This window comes from Gimesia fumaroli, assembly GCF_007754425.1.
Lineage (GTDB): Bacteria > Planctomycetota > Planctomycetia > Planctomycetales > Planctomycetaceae > Gimesia > Gimesia fumaroli.
Map to the genome: position 1 here is coordinate 970,736 of NZ_CP037452.1, position 20,499 is coordinate 991,234.

At 47.0% G+C, this 20,499-nt stretch carries 4 protein-coding genes; 2 read left to right on the forward strand and 2 right to left on the reverse strand.

Annotated features, from left to right (window positions below; translation table 11 throughout):
• Positions 1–24 precede the first annotated feature (24 nt).
• On the reverse strand, positions 25–915 hold the full coding sequence (nadC, locus tag Enr17x_RS03815; RefSeq protein ID WP_145306025.1) for a carboxylating nicotinate-nucleotide diphosphorylase: 891 nt from the start codon (positions 913–915) through the stop codon (positions 25–27).
• Between the two features lie 168 nt (positions 916–1,083).
• On the opposite strand from nadC, the gene ald reads away from it, so the two are divergent.
• The gene (ald, locus tag Enr17x_RS03820; RefSeq protein ID WP_145306027.1) at positions 1,084–2,193 is read left to right on the forward strand and encodes an alanine dehydrogenase; all 1,110 of its coding nucleotides are present in this window, start codon (positions 1,084–1,086) and stop codon (positions 2,191–2,193) included.
• Between the two features lie 67 nt (positions 2,194–2,260).
• On the opposite strand, the gene Enr17x_RS03825 is transcribed toward ald, so the two are convergent.
• Complete coding sequence (locus Enr17x_RS03825) at positions 2,261–18,256, reverse strand: Calx-beta domain-containing protein (RefSeq protein WP_198000954.1); 15,996 nt, start codon at positions 18,254–18,256, stop codon at positions 2,261–2,263.
• 676 nt (positions 18,257–18,932) lie between these two features.
• Here Enr17x_RS03825 and Enr17x_RS03830 point away from each other — a divergent pair.
• Entirely contained in the window at positions 18,933–20,321 is a 1,389-nt protein-coding gene (locus tag Enr17x_RS03830; RefSeq protein ID WP_145306031.1) for an alkaline phosphatase family protein, read from the forward strand.
• Positions 20,322–20,499 lie beyond the last annotated feature (178 nt).

Sequence of the window (20,499 nt, forward strand, 5' to 3'; positions counted from 1 at the left end):
ATGTTTTTTATGGAAGCAGCAGCATCACTTGCGGCGTTTCCAGTCGAATCCTAAATCGAGGGCGATTGAAGAATGGGTGAGTGCTCCTACGCTGATTCGTTCCACACCCGTTTCTGCGACACTACGAACGGTTTCCAGATTGATACCGCCTGAAGCTTCGAGTAGTGTGTTCGGCGATTGTTCATTTCGCATTTGGATTGCCTGTTTTAATATTTCAGGAGGCATGTTGTCCAGTAAAACAATTTCGGGTTCTGCCTCTAAGGCGTCTGCCAGTTGATCGAGTGTATCCACTTCGACCTCGATACCTTTTTCTCCGTTGACTGATTCTCGCGCCTGTTTGATAGCGGCTGCGATCGAGGGGTGTGAGTTACGTGTGGCCCAGGCTGCCAGATGATTGTCTTTGATTAAAATACCATCATAGAGTCCCATCCGATGATTGGTTCCTCCGCCGGCCGCCACAGCATACTTTTCGAGGATCCGCCAGCCGGGTAGCGTTTTTCGCGTATCCAGGATCACCGCCTTGGTTCCTTCGACGGCTTTCACATATTTAGAAGTGAGAGAGGCAACTCCACTCAGGTGCGTCAGAAAGTTAAGTACTGTCCGTTCGCCAATCAGAATTGAGGCAAGGGGGCCGGTACAGGTGGTAATGATCGAGCCCGGCTCAAGAGGATTTCCATCAGACAGGTGATCTGTGCAAACCACTTCCGGATCCAGATTAGAAAAGATGAGAGACGTCAAAGGAGTACCGGCCAAGACTCCCGTTTGTCGGGCCACAATCTGGATCTCTGCCTGATCTGTCTTTTCAATCAGTGCTTGGCAGGTCAAATCGCCCGTTTGTTGCAGATCTTCTTCCAGACTCAATTTGATCAAATGATTTGCTGCAGTTTTCTGAGCCTCGGTGAATTGTGCGGTCACTGTAATGTCTCTGTCGTTATTTCTGGAGTCGGTTTGCCGACAAATGGTCTTGCAGGTTATGATTCAAGCCTGCTGGTGAAAACAGACGAATACTATTGATAAGATAACGTATAATAGCAGTATCGTATCATAGCTGTCGGCGATATTACATGAAATGGAGAGAAGATCATGATTATTGGGGTGCCACGTGAAATCAAGCAGGATGAATATCGTGTTGCTTTGATACCGGTGGGGGCAGAGGAGCTGACGGCTGCAGGACATACAGTGTTGGTGGAAAAGGGGGCTGGTCTGGGAAGCGGAATTTCTGACGAACTCTATGAAGAGAATGGGGCTGAAATTGTAAACTCTGCTGAAGAAGTCTTTGCCCGCTCCGATCTGGTCATCAAAGTCAAAGAGCCCCAACCAGTGGAATGGGCATTATTAAAGTCGGGGCAACTACTGTTTACCTACTTCCACTTTGCAGCCGATGTAGCATTGACGTGCGGTTTTCTGGAGACTGGAGCGACCGCAATTGCGTATGAAACACTGGAGGGGCGGAACGGACAATTACCGTTATTGACGCCCATGAGTGAAGTGGCCGGCCGAATGAGCATTCAAGAAGGTGCTAAGTACCTGGAGCGCCCTCAATTAGGGCGGGGAATCCTATTGGGGGGAGTTCCTGGTGTGCCGCCCGCGCATATTGTCATACTCGGGGGTGGAGTCGTTGGAAAAAATGCAGCCCAGATTGCTGCCGGATTTCAGGCGGATGTTGTGATCCTGGACGTCAACGTGGATCGACTGCGATATCTGGAAGATATCATGCCCGCGAACGTGAATACCTTATACAGTGATCGGCATAATATTCGAGCGGAACTGGAATTAGCGGATTTGGTGATTGGTGCTGTGCTCATCCCCGGAGCCCGTGCACCGATGCTCGTTCCTCAATCGGCCCTGAAAATGATGAAACCGGGGGCCGTGCTGATTGATGTTGCCGTCGATCAGGGAGGCTGTGTGGAGACGTCTCATCCGACAACACATTCAGATCCGACCTTTGTTGTTGATGGCGTCGTACATTACTGTGTGGCCAATATGCCTGGTGCTGTGGGACGTACGAGTACTTACGCCCTCTGTAATGTCACGCTGCCGTACGCACTGAAACTGGCCAGGCTGGGGCTGGAAGCGGCTTGTGCCCAAGATCATGGATTACTCACCGCCGTCAATATCCATCAAGGGCAGGTTACGAACCACGCAGTCGCAGAGACCTTTGGTTTAGAGTGGAATGAATTTCTCCCTTCATAGAAAAGAGAGGTGAGAATTTCATTCTCACCTCTCTCAATCAATGATAGATTGCAATGAGACTATCAGCTTAAACTAACGGTCCTGACCACTCCGTAAACATACTGTCGAGTTCTTCGTCAACTGCTTCATTTTCAACAAATTCATCCAGTTCAAATTCATGATCAAAGTCAAACCGGAATGATCGATCTTCAGGTTTGATTTTGTCAGGCTCATCAGCCAGATACTGTGCTGTATCATATGAGACGTCAATCAAAGACCCCGCCAGTTCATCCAAGTTCGTTGATGGTTCAAAACTCATAATGGAATTTTGAATCAGTTGTGATTGAGCGTAATTCCATTCGGGTTGCAGTACCGCTTTGGCAGGATGATCTTGTTTGACAGCGGGAGCAGTTCGCGGTAGTGAAATCGCAGTTGGAGAAAATGCGGCTTTAGTCGATAAAGTGGTCGTTGATTGAACGGTTGGACTCTCATCAGCTGCCATCAGAGGAGCTGTCAGAGGGGTAATGACAGCCCCTGTCGCGTTTTCATAGGCCGCCTGCAGAATCTGAACGTCCAGTATCGAGATGGTTTTGCGTGTCGATGGATCCAGGGTAGCTCCCATGAGATCATTCGGGAAGAAGCTCTCATCAATGTGTAATCCGTCATTGGTAAGAGGAGCAACAAAATCCCAGCCGACAAATTGGACCTGTCCCGATCCATTATTGAATACGTGGTCTGTAAAGGCTGAGTAACTTGTAGTAAACCCGGCCGCATGACCAATTTCATGCAACAGAACTGTGTAAAGATCGTAGTGGCCTTCAGCTGCGGAACCTGCGATTGCCTGGCCGTTGCTGTCAAAGGCAAGGCCTTCGATTGAAGAGTACCATCCTAGACCTGATGCATCATCATCAATATAAATCCGCCCCTTAACGGGGACTCCATTCTCATCAAGTTCCAGGATATGACCTTCACCAAGTTGTTGACCACCAAGATCGGTTACGAAAACCTGGACGGCTAATTGATCATTTCCGGTTGCTGTTTTCCATTCGTCGATAGCAGCTTCGATCAAAACATTTAAGGAAGCTTCGCCATCAGTCGTGATGGGAGAACCATACCATTCTTGTGGGAAGTTGGATGGGAAGGCGACTTGTTGTCCACTTGCTTTCGTAAGATTATAATTATTAATCAGGTGTCTCAGGTCTCGGATGTTGATTTGGCCATTCTTATCAAAGTCTAAGGACCATGCCAGCCCGGATGATGAATCCAGTACGGAAGTTCCATAGAACGAAATGAATGTAACCAGATCTCTGTTGTTGATAACGCCGTTATCATCCAGGTCAAATGGGACAGCCCATAAGTCCGTAGTCGGTAATTCAGCAACAGAGGCGTTGACTCCACCAAAATCAGTAATATCAAGTTGGGCATTGGTCACATTGATTCCGAGGCTGTGTGGGCCCAGGAAACCGGTTTGCTGATCAATGGCGACTCCATCTGCATCTGTCGATTCAAATTTGACCCGCGCCAACAGAACCTGATTTCCAGATCCAAGTGTGCCAAGATTATTTTGGCCGCTGATTCCTGAGACAGTACCAGTCAGATCGTTAATGGAAGATGAGCTGGAACCACCAAAGGCTGCTCCATATTCGACTGCGGTCGCAGTGAAGTAGTCCGTATTGTATTTCAGATCAAAGCTACCACCGCTGATTCCTGCACCATCACTTGTGTTTCCCCAGACTTCAATCCAGAAACTATCCCATTCGTCAATCCATTGTTCGCTTTCTGGTATTGTCGCTGTCTCGTCGTTCGCGTCTGTTGTTGTAGGAGTTAGTACGAGAGAAGTATTGATCGTGGAATTTACTGAGGCAGTTCCCGTTAAGGGTGGGGCACCTGGATCAAGAATAGTTCCGGTAGCAGAAGTTGAAGGGATGAATTCCAGGATCTCTAAGCCATTGAATGTGTCGGCAACAAAAGCCAGAGTGTCCTGGACAAACAAATTCCTGGCACTACCTGGAGTATTGTGTGTCCTGATAATTTCAAGTTTAGAAAGATCGATGACATGTAAACCGGCGGTACCGTCAGCAACGTAGGCAAAATTTCCAGCAACACGCACACCAGTGGCGACACCTGGCGTATCCACATCAGCCACGATGGAAGCTGTGAATGGATCGCTGATATCAATGATTTGCAATCCACCTTCGCGATTCGCGACATAAGCGAAGTTTCCTACAACATCCAGACCAATGGCAGCACCATCTGGTGTTGCTACATTATGGATCTCGGTTGGGGTCGAAGAATCGGAAACATCAATAATTCGCAGTCCATTGTTTCCGTCTGTGACATAGGCAATGTTTCCGATTACTTTCACACCACCAGCCAGACCACCGGGAGTTGCTACACCAAAGCTTCCGAGTTTAACAGGAGTTCCTGGAGCTGAAACATCGATAATTTGGAGCCCCCCGCCGTTTCCACTATCGTCAGCGACATAGGCCAGATTGCCGATGACCTGGACACCTCGAGCACGGGCGAGTGTATCAAAATTACCAACAAATGTCGGATTAGTTGGGTCTGAAATATCCAAAATTTGCAGGCCTGCTTCTCCAACGGCTAGATAGGCGAGATTTCCAACGACATCGATTCCCTGTGCAATACCTTGCTGATTGAAATCAAAAGATCCTGTATGAATTGGATTCGAGGGGTCAGCGATGTTGAATATCTGCAAACCACCATCACGGTCAGCGACATAAGCGAAATCACCTAAGACATCAACGGCAATAGCAGCGTCAGTAGTAGCGGAACTGCTGCGAGCCGTAATACTGGTCAGGAAAACATCCCGGTCATTTGGATCAAGATTTCCCAGGACGAGTTCAAATGTCTCAGGTCCTTCAGTGGTAGCATCGTCGATTATGGTTACGTCAACCGTCAACTGAGTGACATTCGGATTAAATGTCAGCATCTTATTGACAATCTCCTCATAGTCAGATGAAGCAATCGCAGATCCATCCAGAGTCGATGCGTCAACTGTAATGGTAACATCTACCGGATTGGAAAGCTCGACCAGAAACTCAAATGGGGTATTGTTTTCAGTATCTATCACAGGTGTGATCGAAAGCGTCGCAGAGTCGTCATTCAGAATGGTCGCCTCACCATCTCCCATGACAGTCGAAACCATTCGCCCATTATTTTCGAGATTTTTCAGGAACGTTGAAAATACTTCATCCGCTTCAACAAGATTCTCGTTTGAAACATCCACGGTAAATGTTTGAGTCAACGGACTTCCTGAAACAAAGGTGATGACTCGGTCACCATCTTCCAAGGCAGTGTAGTCACCATCGGCGGCGATCGCGGTGCCGTCCATTGTCGCTGCCTCAACGATAATGTCAGTGTCAACTTCATTCGAAAGTGTGACTGTAAATGTGAACGGACCATTCGATTCACGCTCTGTGATGTTATTGATCGTCAGAGTCGCGATATCATCGTTTTCAATCGTTCCTTGAGCGGGCGTGTCCAGTGTGACACTTCGACCATTATTAACAAGGTTGCTCATCAGCACATTGAAGACTTCGTTAAGTTCGACTTTGTCATCACCCGTCACATCAACCGTGAAAGTCTGCGTAGTTGATCCACCAGCTGTGAAAGTGATAATTTCATTCAGAATCGCGGTGAAATCATTGTCAGCGACAGTCGCATTTTCAATTAGTGAGGTATCTAACCGGTTTCCATCTTGTGTAGAAACATCAAAGCTGATGTTAGTGTCAACTGGATTGGAAATCGTGGCCGTAAATGTGAGGGGGCCACCATTTTCTTGTCCGGTAACGTCATTAATGGTAATGAGCGCTGAATCATCGTTTTGAATGATGCCGGTTCCATTTGTGCCAAGTATGACATTACGGCCGCTATTCATCAGGTTATCTAAAATTGTTTGAAAGGTTTCATCCAATTCAACGATATTGTCAACAGTGACTTGGACATCAAACTCCTCAAGTAGGGAGCCACCTTCTGTAAATGTGATGGTCTGGTCGCCGAGAGTGATCGGAGTGTAATCATTATCGATTACTTTTGCCGATCCATCCAGAGTGGCAACATGAACTTCAATGTCCACATCGACCGGATTTGACATGGCTACAGTAAAGGTGAATACACCAGATCCTCCACCGGTATCTTCATCTTCCAATTGAGCCTTATTACTGATGCTGATGATCGCCTGGTCATCATTCTGGATTGTTCCCGTGCCAAGGGCGCCGGCGATGCTCACATTACGTCCGCCTGCATTCAAGTTGCTTAGAATCGTTGTGAAGACTTCATCGAGTTCAACTTTGTTATCATCCGTGACGTCGACGGTAAAGATTTGTGTTAGTGGTCCCCCCGCGGTAAAGGTTAGAAGTTCATCACCTGTGTTGAGTTGTGTGTAGTCATTGTCTGCAGCAAGAGCGGTTCCATCAACGGTTTCCGCATTGACTTTTACATTGAAGTCAACAGCATTGGTCATTGTGACGGCAAACACAAAAGGCCCATTCGCTTCATTTGAAGTGACGTCACTGATGATGAATGACGCGGAATCGTCGTTTTGAATCGTACCGATCGCTTCGGTTGTTAGACCGGTGTCGAATACTACGTCGAAATTATTGTTTTGCAAATCACTGAGAACCGCGATTAGATCTTCAGAAAGCTCAACTGTTTCGTCATCGTTTATCATGACGGTGAATGTTGTTGACGTTAATCCCGCTGCAACTGTAACTGGTTGTTGGATAAGTTGCTCATAATCATTGTCAGCGATGGTGGCAGTGCTATCTTGAGTTGAAGCAAAGAAACTGATGTCCCCTGCAACCTGGTTTGTGAGCGATACGGTAAACGTCATGAGACCAGTAGCAATATCTTCTGAGACAGTCTCACCCACGATTGAAATCGTGGCACTGTCATCGTTGATAATATTTCCTCGGCCATTCATTCCCAGAACTACGTCAAGACCATTGGCGTCAAGACTAAGCGAATCCATGATCACATCAAAGTACTCGTCAAGTTCAACAATATTATCGCTATTGACTGAAACCGAAAATACATTGGACAGAGCCAGAGCACCAATGGAAATATTTGAATCGAACAGAGTGTAGTCATTATTTCCAACCCCTACACCAGGACCACCGGTAACAAAAGCGGTCCCGTCCTGGGTCATTACATCTACTGAGACATCTGCATCAACCTGCTTCGACAGCGAAATTGTGAATTCAACCGTCCCTGCGTCTTCGTTTTGATCAACTGTGTTGATGCTGAGTACAGCCTGATCGTTATCATCAATTGTGACTGTGGCTGTATCCTGGGCGGGAGTACCAAAAGGATCCGGGTTAACAATTAAGGCGTTGAAAAATGCTCCAGAAATTTCGAGATCAATGGTTTCATCTCTTTCAACGATATCGTCACCCTGAATGGTGATCGAAAATGTTGTTGTAAGTTCATCGGCAGCGAAGCTTACTTGTGTGTTCGCGGGAATTACATCGTAGTCAACACCCGAAGATGCTGAGCCAGTGAGGAGGTCTGATACGAGAACCGTTGAAACACCCCCCACTTTGTCCCTGGTCAAGGTGACGTCCAGTGTTGTTGTGGTGACACCATCTGTTTCTGTGACGTTATACGTCGCAGAACTGAACTGAACCAGAGGTGGATCATTGACAATGATTTCAATGACATCGGTGTCTTCTTCTGCTGCACCGTCAAAGTTTGTTAAATCATTCGTGGTCATTGTCAGCGTGGCGGCACCAAGAGTTGCCATGCTGCCAGAAGTATAATAACCAGTGTCCGGAGTCCACGTGGTTCTTTCCAGTGCGAGGTTCACATCATCAATGAGGCCGGTGAATATAATATTGTTCGCTGTTGAGCCCGGATCAATCGTAATGCCGGCTGGGGTTGAACCAAGTGCCACGGTTCCGTTGACTGCAGTCAGGGTTACTTGAACCAGACCATCTCCCAGAAACGCATCACTATCAGTTACGCTCAGCGCATTTCCGTTAGGGTATCCTGGGCTGGGGGTTGAAGTGAAGACGAACGACGCCTCGGATTCCGTTTGCACAACCAGATTCGGAGAAGCAGGGATGGGAGTGCCGCCAAAGTGATTGACAGGCGGATCATTCGCAGCATCAGTTACAACAATTGTGAATGCTGTCGTCAGGTCGTCACGGTTTGGCTGCAGGTCGTTGCCGGCCAGGTCTTTGATGCCGATGATATTATTCGTTGGATCATTGATGTCGATGAAGTCGGTATTGCGGACATCAATGGTATAAAGCGTGTCAAGGCTGAAGACACCGGCAATCGAAGTGAAAATGGCTTCGTTGGTATTGGAATTGTAATTGAAGAGATAATCTGTGCCTTCAATCAGAGTGCTTTGCGTGGAACTTGTTGTGGCTGTTAAAATAAATTGTGATGAATTCACCAGTGAATCATCAACGCCGATACCGGAGTCACGTAATTCCACAATCATGGTTGTGAACAATTCCGGATCCGCAATGTAAACTTCAGTTAAATCGTCGTCGAGGTCAACGTCATTGGCGTCATTGTCCTCGGGCAAAGTAATTCTGGCTGTAGGGCCAACGAAGTCTGCCCGCTCAATAGCACCACGGTCTTTAAAGATATTTGAACCCAGGCCAGGAGGCGGAGTTTGAGTCGGGTCATCAATACGCAATTGCCCGAACGCGTCATAGTCGGGGGAGAAAATGTCCGAATTTGGCATTCCCACAGGATCTTTGACATCGACAAATTCGGGACGATCAGAAAGACTGTTCAAGGAACTATCGATCGCCTTACTGTTATCTGCCAGGTAGAAGTTTCCTTGTTCTGGGTTTACAAACAGCGGGTCTGCATCAGTAAGCTGGATCGCATTTGTACCAAGTGTTCCGGTGCTGTTATTGCCTTTGAAAACGGTAGCGCCAACCACATTCGGGATGCCTGCAGGCGTCTGTAGATCGATCGCGGTTCCAGTATTGGCGATCACATTATTCAAAATAGTTGTGGTGGCATAATTTTCAACCAGAATACCCCGTCCTGCAGGAGTAATTGCATTCGCGGTTACATCTGCACCAGACGAAACAAAGGCGCTCGCGTCTAAGATTGTGAACGGACCTGCGTCCAACATTTCTCCGACAGGTACAGGATCGAGTAATTGAGCGCCTGGAGCCTGAAGAGGATAGTTGTCGGCGGCGTTGAGATTGACAACGTAGCCCAAGTCTGCCAAGCTCCCAATTGTGATCGTACTGATCGGATTTGCGACACCCGAATTCAAGTATCCGGTCATCAATTCATTGTCCAGATCCGATTCCCGCCAGTGGCTACCAAATGTACCACCACCGCCCGTATTAGCGACAGGAACATCAACCACACTACGGCCCAACAAGGCATTGTATTGCGCAATCGCCTCGGGGCCGACAAATCTTGGGTCTGTTGTGCCAAGGTCGATGACTAAACCGAGGCTTTGCCAGATTGTACCAATTCCAATCACATGTCCCATTTCATGCAGAATTACATCAACCAGTTGGCCACTGGCTTCTAAAGCTGCAATATCTGCACTGTCAAACCGCATAACACCTGATGCAGGAATGAAAGAACCATTGCGAACAGTTCTTGGTCCAGCTGATCCAAGGATACCACCAACACCGTCAATGAAGGGAGCACTGGCTTCAATTACGAGGTCGTCGACAAGGCCAAAACCTGCCACCATTACATCAGGAACATCCCCTAGAATAATTTCGCTCCAACGGGCAGCTGCCTGCTGGAATATCGCCCTTTGACTAGCAGTGAGACTTGAGTCTGTAAAGACGACATCAATGGAGTATTCAGACAAAGGCGCTGGTCCCGAGTCTGTAATTTCACCACCAGAAAGGGTGTTGTTTACGACTTTGGTGTAAGAAACAGCAGCGGGGTTGTCTGCGACGTTACTATTGTCATCCCCACTGACACGAATTCCGCCTTCCCCCGATGTGTAATCGACGATCACATTATTCTGCACAGTCACGCCGGGAGCGAAACCGAGCCCCCCATTGAAGAGATAGGGGTCGTCAGGATCAAAAGGTTGTCCGAAGATATCATAGGAGTCGTTCAGGGAAGGTAGATTTCTCACGCCACCCGCTTGAGAGCGGAGACTAAAACCTGTCTGACCCGCGCCCACCATTTCACGTTGGCCCGCGTCTATGTTGATTCCATATTCAGACGCACTTCTGATGGTGTTCGACTCGATTAGAATATGCCCCTGCTGCCGTTCCAGGTTCCGGTCACCCAGTTGGTCATTGAGGGTATCACCTGCTTCAATGATCTCTCGCACAAGGCGATCATTCGTGTCGAATTGCGATTGAATTTGCAGATAGGATCTCAACCCACTCTCAGGGGGCGTTGCGTATTGTGTCCCACTTCGAATTTCTAATTGATAGGAACCTTCCAGTAGTGGGATGGGAGCCTCAAAAGCATCATTTTGAGGTAGATTATAGAAGTTAGTCTGGTTTGCCTGAGCGCCGGTGACCATTTCGCCCCGCTCTGCAAAACCGATGATAATATCATCGATATAGAAGCCTTCGTGGTCATTGTTCTGTGCCTGCAGATTTCTGTCAGGATCCCCAAACTGATCCCCGTTCATTTCCCCACCGGGAGATGAGGCATCTGCATTGATAGTAGCCGATGTGCTGAAATCAAATCGCAGTGTAAGATCGCCTCGATTAACAAATTCTGACAGGTCGACGCGTGCCTGACGCCAGACTCCGGTGTTGTCAAACATTTCCTGAACACGCTGGTTCCCATTTGGCGCCCCTTCTCTGTTAGACGCGGAGATGAAGTTCGACAGTTCTCCGGAATTAGGGTCTCGCGGATCTGCCAAGTCGGAATTATTGGTGGCTAACTGTTCCCAACTGACTCCACCGTCATCTGAAATAAAGACGCGAGCGGCATCTCGCATGAGGTTATTGTCAACTGTATTCGCGTTTTCCGTTTCCAGAAAATAATTGAAGTAGAGTGTCGGAAGATCTGTGGCTTTATAACCATCCAAGTTGAAGGAAGTTGATTCCAGAGATCCATGCGCACCACCAGCGATATTATAGTTGTCTCCGATTTCATTATTGGTGGAGAGGTCAGACTGGAATGCCTGAGATATGACACCGTATTGTGCATCAGTATCATATCGGATGTATTCCTGATTATCCGGAGTAGTACCGCTCCATTCTTCAAAACCAAAGTAGAAGCTGGCTCCCCCTTGCGATTCAGTCTGTGCCAAACCATTAGGAAACTGAGCTGGAAAAGTCACTGGAGTAGGGAATGCAGTTCGGATAGAACGATCAGTATCCGTTCTGGTCTCGTCAAAGGTATTATTAATGCCGTGACCTGAATCATCATTTCGTTGGAATGTAGGATGCCAGAGATTGAAATCCAGCGGCGAGAAGGCCAAGCCAGTCACGCCTCCTACACCTACATTGATATGATCTACGCCTCCAGCAAAGACATCAATTAGAGTGTCATCTCCGCCACCGATCGTTAAGTTGAGCCCAGGGTCAATGACTTGACTCAAAATGATCTCTGCTGGCGTACTTCCTGAAGGGTCTATGGCATACAGATTCCCTGTATCAGTAATCGCAAACAGATAATTCCGGAACGCACCATGGTTCAGGTTTTGTGGTGCTGCGGTCAAGCCAACAAGCGTTCCGTCAATCTGTCCAGATAAATCGACACCGCTCACGGCTCCAACTTCACGCCTTGATCCACTCGTTTGATTGATGGTCAAAAATTGACCAGTATCAGTAACGGCATAAAGCTGTGATTGACTGGCAGTCGCATTGATTCCTCGATACGACATGCCTGTAATTAAGCCATACATGTCCCGATCAATATCACCTCGCACGGTAAATTGAGCGTTTGTTGGATTGCCATTATTAAATTTGTTATCACCAGCATCTCCATTGTTTGGATTTCCCTGGTAGATTGTTGTGACATCGTCACTCGTGTCAGTTGTGCCTTTAAAGTCGTGGACAGCATAAAACAGGTTATAATTTACAGAGCTAGCACCTAGTGCGGTGGTTAATCTTTCAAAAGCGAGAGCGCCTACGTTTTGTGTGGTTAACTGAACTGGATCAGTTGAACCAGTCGTTGGAGGATCAGGAATTCCATCATTAAATGAATTGATAGTTGATGCATTCCCGGCATTAAGTTCTCGAAGACGGCCTGCTGTATTATTTCTAAGTCCTGCGACGCTTTCATAACTGTAAAGGCGACCATCCGAGCGAATGGTGATATCTGCAGTTCCTGTTGCTAACGCACCTACATCAATGGTCCTGTTTTCATTAAACGCATCAGAAACATGGCCATCAAAGGGATCTACAATTCGGAGCCGAGTGCTTTGTGAAACATAAAGATTCACATCTTCCAGACTGAATCCAGTTACGTTTGTTGATAAAGTCATCGTGTTCGAAATATCGAAGATTCCATTGGATTCTTCAGGAACAACAAGTGAAGTATTTTCTGTTAGGGAGTTTCCTGTAACATAACCACTGAAGCCAATGTGATCTTCCACAATCCGCTTGACTGAGCTAACAGGTTCCAGGCGAATCTGAGTGTTGAGCGCGTTTGATTCAAAGGTAGCATTAAGGGCTTCAGGCAGGCGTGCATTGGATGAAATCGCGACATGGTAGCGGAAAATTTCCAAAGGATTATCTGTTGGGTTGGATGCAGGGAGTTGTGCCGTACCGATATAGGGGTCTAGCTTCCCAAAACTTCCTCTAGATAAGTCTTCGGTATCACCATCGGCCTGATCATCATCAATATCCGAATCACGGCTGACTAAAATTAGTTGGCCGTCATTATTAAAGATCGAGATTGTCGTATCTGCTCGGCTTAAACCATCAGCATAATCGATATCAAAGATCGTTGAGAAGGTTTTCGCTGCATCACTGCTACCGCCAATTACCTGAATCAGGTCATAGCCCATTTCAAAGGTGTACCAGTCCACGTCTGAAGCATCGTGTAGCGTGCCGGATACGGAGAGCGTGTTCCGGTCGCTTGTCAGCAAATTTCCCAGTCCCTGGGCATCGTCGAGTGTATTATTGTTTTCGTTGGAGGAGACGGTTGTGTCAGGATCGTCTTTTTTCTCTGATGATTCACCCAAGAGAGGCGAGTGTGCGGGCTGTCCTAATACTTCAATACCATTGGTGGGATAGCGAATATCGGCGTAGCGGACAGTGGAACCCGGTTTTTCGTCAACCTGGCGGAGACGAACTTGCATCTGGTATTGGCCTGATGTCAAACCACCTTCGCTACGGACCCGTACAAAGTAAGTGCCGACTGCTCCCGTTCCGGATGGATCAGGAAGTTCCACACTGAAACCAGCGTCATTGATGTTTTGCGAGTAAAAATCGCCCAGCAGGTGGTCTGTTTGCAGAAGTGGATCTGCTGAGCCAGTAAAGGTGCCTGCAAACGAGTCAAGTGAGGATGCGATAACAGTCCCAAAAATGTCGATTAGTTCGACCGTCGTATTTAATGATGATGAAGTACGATCAATGTCGATCCAGATCCGGGTGCCTGCTGTTGCCTTGAAGCTGTAGACATCGACATCATCGGGGGCATCGGCGCTGATATTACCATGTACTTCGAAGCCCAGGGCTCGGTTCTCATCACCACTGACTTCATCCGGGGCTAATTCTCCCAAGTTTTGTGCAAAGCCGGGATTGCTGTTGGTATCGACGCCGCTGGTATTGTTGCCTTCAGTTTCAAAGCGAACGACCACATTGCGGTCATTGCTGTATCGGTCCAGGCGGATGCTGCGCCAGTCGCCGGCAGAAGGGGTGGAGCCGCTACCGTCATTATTGGTATCAGTTTGTGGAGTTCCATCGGGAGTGAAGCTGGCTCCGACAGTATCATCCGCCAATGAAGTGAGTACGACGGGGAAGCCTGGTTGACCAATGATCTGGACGGTACCACCGATACGGTCATTGATGTCCAGAGGAACGCCATTGGCAGTAAAACCGGCCGTAGAGCCGGCCAATTTGACAACAAGGCCTTCATCAATATTGCTCTGCAATCGGATGCCACTGAAGGTGTGATGTTGATTGACCTGAATTTCATCACGTAGAATATGCACGATATCGGTGTCGTCCCAGATCGTTTCCGTATCGAGCAGTGCCGCCCGCACTTCCATGCCGTTCAGGCCATTGTCTTCCATACGGTTCAGGCGAACCAGGGCGCCGTGATTGTCAGGGTACTGAGTGTATGCTTGAGTAAATCCGGTTGAACGACCGTAGTCGGTTTTGAATTTGTAGTTGAGTGAGTTGGCATCAATACTCACAACCGTTCCGTCGTTATGCTGGAAGATATTATCGACGATAATAGGCTGGGCACCACGTACAAAAATCGTGGCGCTGTCATTGTTACCACGTCCATTCCGGTTCGAACCGGTCTGGCCACTTGCATTATTTTCCAGAATGCTGTTGGAGATTCGAAACTCGGCCTGATGGACTTCAATGGCATTAAAGTTTGCAAAACCCCCTTCGATAGGAACTAAGCCGCCGGCGTTCGTGATTAAAGCATGATCAATACTGCCAGAAGAGGCAGCGTTAAGAATGATCCCCCCCCAGTTGCCCTTTCCGTATGGCAGGTCGTCAGGGTCCGATGTATCAAAACCATCGTTGGATGTATCAAAAGTGGTTCCTGCACCGTAGCGATCATCACTGAGTGAGGTAAAGATAATCGGGTTTTCTTCTGTCCCTTCTGCAATCAGTTGAGCACTGCCACGTTCTGCTTCAATCCGTGCTCCTGACAGTTTGACGACAGTGCCCGCATTGATTTTGAGGCGGCCATTGATTGACTCAGCTCCATCGACCAGTTGTCCCCCCGGCGCACCATAAATTTGCAGGTTTTCCGTGATGACATGGGTGAGGTCATCGTTGAAGATACCGGGAACATCCAGCTTATTAATCGTGTTGCCAAATGCGGTGTTGATGCGAACGAATAAACCATTCACACTGTTGTCAAAAATCTGATTGTCAAAGATTTCCAGTCCATAGCGATCTTTGATGAAGGAACCCTTTTCAAAGCGGCTGTCCTCGAAGCTGCGAGGATCTGCTGAAATTGCGGAATCGGCGTTACTGAAGATTGTGTTTTGCCAGATAGTGGGCCGCGCTGATTCAGCATGAATGGGAGAGAAAGTCTGTAAAATGGAATTTACAGAAACACTTCCGCCACCGTAGCTGATACTGGCATTATTGACCGAGTTCAGGAAAACCCCGAAATCTTCAAGGTCGGAATCAGCACGGAAGACAATACCGCCCCAGTCACCACGGTTAGCCCCATCGCTCAGGCCATCATCATCCCCTCCAATCGCATCGTTTCCGTAGGCAGTCAAGTGAACTTGATTGTCAGGGGTTCCTAAAATTTGCAGTGCACCTTGACTACGATCATCAAGAATGTCATTAGAACCGACCTCAATATTCGCTTTTTGTAATTTGATGATAGCGCCCTGATCAACCATCACTGTTACGTTCTGTGGAATCTCAAAGGTAGCGCCATCTTCTAAGGGCTGGAAGGAGTCATTGAGACCAATCAGATAAGCCTCATTGTCACCAATGGTGCTGATATCGTTATCAGTTCCTCCATTGCCGACAATTCGGACAATTTTTGTCGTACCGGGAGTACCACCTGAGAGAGGATTATTATTTAACTCAACCTGATTGAGCGCTTTCTGGATATTATTAAAAGGATTAGATAGACTGCCATCAGCTCCCAGTTCTGGTGCGGTTTTATCAACAAAGATGGTATTTGTATCAGTACTGGACTGGAACCAGAAATCAAATACACCCCCCGGTGTTCCATCTGCATCGCCGTCTAAAGCGACTCCTGTCGCATCAACCATGACCGAGCTTATCGGGGGGGCTGGGGTGAAATTAATATCGAGAGTATATTCGCCATCAGTGCGACCGCCGTAACCAGAGTCAGAGACAGTTGGATCGAATTCCGTGTTTCCAACACTCGTGACGGCCAGATAGTAGGTTCCTGCTTCCAGTTCCAGGTCCAGAAAGGCATCTTCCCCGAAATAATCATCATTTCGTGCAACGACTTCAAAAACCCCCATTGGATCTTCTCGATAGAGGGTTAAGACACTATCGAGAAAACTCTTTGTGGGTGAACGATCTGCTGTAATTTCTGCGGTAAACCGCCCTGCGTCATCTAGCTGAAATTTATGTAGATCGATGTCGTTACTCAAAGCCGGATGAATTCGGTTGAGATGTGTGATGTCGTAGTTGGTGGGGAAGATCCGTTCTCCGGGTAGGGGGACTGCATCTTCCTCTTCAGCAGACCCCATGATTGAAGGCAGGTCGTAAGAGTGTCCGAGTCCAATAGCGTGGCCAATTTCATGAAGGGCAGTCGTGAACCATCCCCCACCATAGGGGCTGTCGCCCCAATCTCTAGTGCCGTTCATAATGGCCATAGTGCTGTCGGCGATACCACCGGGGGCCGTGGGAGGTATGGCCTCATCAAGCGCGCGGACATCACCGGTGACGATGGCTATGCCGCTACCTGTGGTTTCTTGTACCTCAAATCCCGCTAGAAAACTGTAGAGTTCAAAAATCTCTCGGGCACGTTGTTTCTGGTTTTCGGTGATTTCATTATACAGTTCGATCCCGAAACTATTTGTGAAATAGACTTCCGGGAAATAAAATTCAATTGTGGGAATAGGGGCTACCGCTAAAGGGTCTGTACCGGTTCCTTCTGGTCCTTCAATGTGTTGTTCGATTGTAATTTCACGATGTCCGGGCTCGTCATTGCCGCCAGGGAGCGGTGGCTGGTTGATTGCCTGTGGTGTGATTGCTTCGTTGATTTGAATTGTCTGGGTTGTCAATGTACCGAGATCATATGCTGTGTTGAAGCTGGAATTGTCATCATCGGCAACACTGACCACATCAGCTGGTTCAAAATTAGGAGTTGCTTCCTCACCAATTCTCAAGTGGTAAGTACCATCGATGATTGGATCTTGAAAAGTGAGTGTAACTTTGTTTTCAGCAGCATCATAAACCACTGGATCTACGAGAGCATCAGGGTTGATGATCGTATTACTTACCGTATCAATCAACTGGTAATACAAGACGTTTTCAGCATCTGCCAGATAGAGAGGATCGTCATTAAAATAGACGACGATCTGATTATCTTTAATAGTCAGTGATTCTTGATTGGAAATACTGCCTGGATCATTCAGTGAATAGGAAATTGTGGGGCTTGATAACGGATCTCCTTCTATGTGGAGATCATTGCCTGATTGAGAAATCGTTGCAGATGTTCCAAGGGAAGATGTATTGAAAGCAGCTAAAATAGCGGTGGCAATATCACTATCAGTATCGCCTGCAGTATATGCAACGGCAATGTTTGCACCAGAAACACCCGGGGCGCTGTTTTCGTCCATCTCAAATGTGACAGAGGTTCCATCGACTGCAATGGTGAATGTATCACCGTCCTCGAGGAGTGAGGCATCTTCAATTGTCAGGACCTGTTCTCGAGCGACAGGTTGTGGAACTACTGCGACGACTTTAGCGCCAAGGTCGAGTTCGAAGTTGATGTGTTGATCAATACCATCCTGAAATGCTTCGCCATACTGGTTGAGCAAAGCGGTGATGCCTGTGGCGGGAATGCCGGGCAGTAGTGGATCAGGCAAAACGTCATTTCCATAGATGGAAATTTGATAAAAATCGTCAGGCAGTGGTTCGGCGAATCGAAGAATCACTTCATTGGGACTATCTCCAATGCCGATGTATCCTGGCTGGATGATGATATCGTCATTGTTGGTATCATTAATGTCATCAATGATACCATTTTCTCCAGCGCGAACGATTTGAATTCCGCCAAGTGTAGCAGGATCAATTTCTTGGTCCGGGGTGAATTTGAAGGTGAGTTCTGTAGGGGCTTCGTTATAAATTTCTCCTTCAGTCAGGGAGAGATCTATGTTGGGCTCGATATTCACTAAAGAAGCACCAGCCAGAAGTGTACGATCTTCAAGATGCTCGACCGTGGAATAACTGCTGATTAAGCGATGTGACTTCTGTCGATTTTGACGTTTTCTCTGGCCTCGTCGAAGACAATTCAACAAAGAAATCTTTTGACGAAATGATGACACCAAGGATTGACGGCCCACTACCATAGTTTCAGTCTCTCTAGCAAATTGGTACGAGAATCGTAGATCGGGATTCTAGAAATTTAGATTGGCCACAAAGATTATCGAATTTCTTACAAATTATTACAAATGCAGAATCAAACCTTTTTGATAATATCGATTATCCCAATTATTACATGAATGTTAAATAAGCTAAAATAGTGAATGTGAGTAGTCAATATAAATCCACTCAGATAAAGGGTTATCTCTTTAAAAACATTTGTTAAGTTATCTTAGGTTGCAGAAACAATAGAAAACTCTAACGAATTGCATTGAGCTTAAAGTACTACTTGGAAACAGGATGAGTTAAAATAAAAGATTTTGACTTGATAACAAAGCTATTAAACTGTCGTGTCTGAACGAGGTTTTTTAGCTGTTTTTTGACGCATGTATATTTGTTTTTGAGAGATTCTCTAGTCCACGGGGGGACGTTCCATTTTGCAGAATCTAACTGTCTATTTCGGTGATCTCTTAAAAAAAACTGGATGTTTTTCGTGTATGAACCATCTAGTGATCCAACTTCCCTTTTCGTTTGTGACGGGTTAAAACTTGTCTCTCATAAAAAGATGTAAGTTATATATTATAAAAAACTTATGGGGATGAACGCTGTATGGTCAAACCGTTAGTGGTGATTAATATTGTGGGGCTCACCCATGAAATGCTGGGAAATCAAACTCCCAATTTGATACATCTGGCAAATCAGGGATTTTCCAAGCCCATGGGAACCATCTTGCCTGCTGTTACATGTGCTGCACAGTCGACTTTGCTCACGGGACTTATGCCTCGGGATCATGGGGTCGTCGCCAATGGTTGGTATTTCCGAGAGCTTGCTGAAGTGATGTTTTGGAAGCAGTCAAATAAGCTTGTCCATGGGGAGCGTGTCTACGAGGCAGCAAAACGAAGAAAACCTGACTACACCACCGCAAAAATGTTTTGGTGGTACAATATGTATGCTCCCGTTGACTGGTCAGTAACTCCACGCCCCAGCTACCCGGCGGATGGACGAAAAGTCTTTGATTCTTATAGTCAACCAGAAAGTCTGAAGGATGAACTGCAGTCAGAGCTGGGTGTCTTTCCACTTTTACGCTTCTGGGGACCTGGTGCGGATATCTCCAGTTCACGCTGGATCGTAGAAGCCTCAATCAAAGTATTTCAAGACAAGAAACCAGACTTGAGCTTGGTTTACTTACCACACCTCGACTATAACCTGCAGCGTCTGGGAGTAAGTGATTCTGCTATTGGTCAGGAAATTAGAGACATAGATCGTGAAGCGGGACGCTTAATTGACGTCGCACAAAACGGTGGGGCCGAAGTCGTCGTACTCTCTGAGTATGCTATTACCGATGTTTCAAAACCCATTCACATTAATCGTATTTTACGGGAACACGGTTATTTACAAGTCAGAAAAGAGGCCTTGGGCTGGGAGACTCTTGATTGTGGTGCCTCTGCTGCCTTTGCTGTTGCCGATCATCAACTCGCGCATGTTTATATTGAAAATCCTGCGCAAATTTCTGACGTTAAATCTTTACTTAAAAAAGTCGATGGCATCGAAATGGTGCTTGATCGGAGTCAGCAAGCTGAATTTGGAATCGATCATCATCGGGCTGGAGAGCTTGTTGTTGTGGCAGCGCCAGGAGCCTGGTTTACTTATTATTTCTGGCTGGATGATCGCGTGGCTCCCGATTATGCACGGACCGTAGATATTCATCGTAAGCCAGGATATGACCCGGTAGAGCTTTTCGTTGACCCTCAGATTCGGTTTCCCAAATTGCGAATCGCACGCAGATTGGCTCAGAAAAAACTGGGTTTTCGATATTATATGGATTTGACCAGTCTGGACGCGAGCCTGGTTAAAGGCAGTCATGGTCGGTTACCGACACCGGGGAAAGAGGAGGCCGAAGCACCTGTATTCATCAGTTCTTCAAAAGCGATCGAACGGGATGAAATTCCTATGACAGCGGTCAAAGAGCTGTTGTTAGAGTTGCAGTTTAGGAAATAAACCCCATTTATCGGCTATTTGTATCGTGTTTTGGTGAATATTTAATTGAGATCCAAAGCATCAACATCCAATCCTGAAAATTTAGCCCCCATTGGTACTATGTTTCCCAAGTTGACAAAATCGGCATTGACTCAAACTTAGGTTCTGATGATGATTCCGCAGCCTGTGATGTTTACAG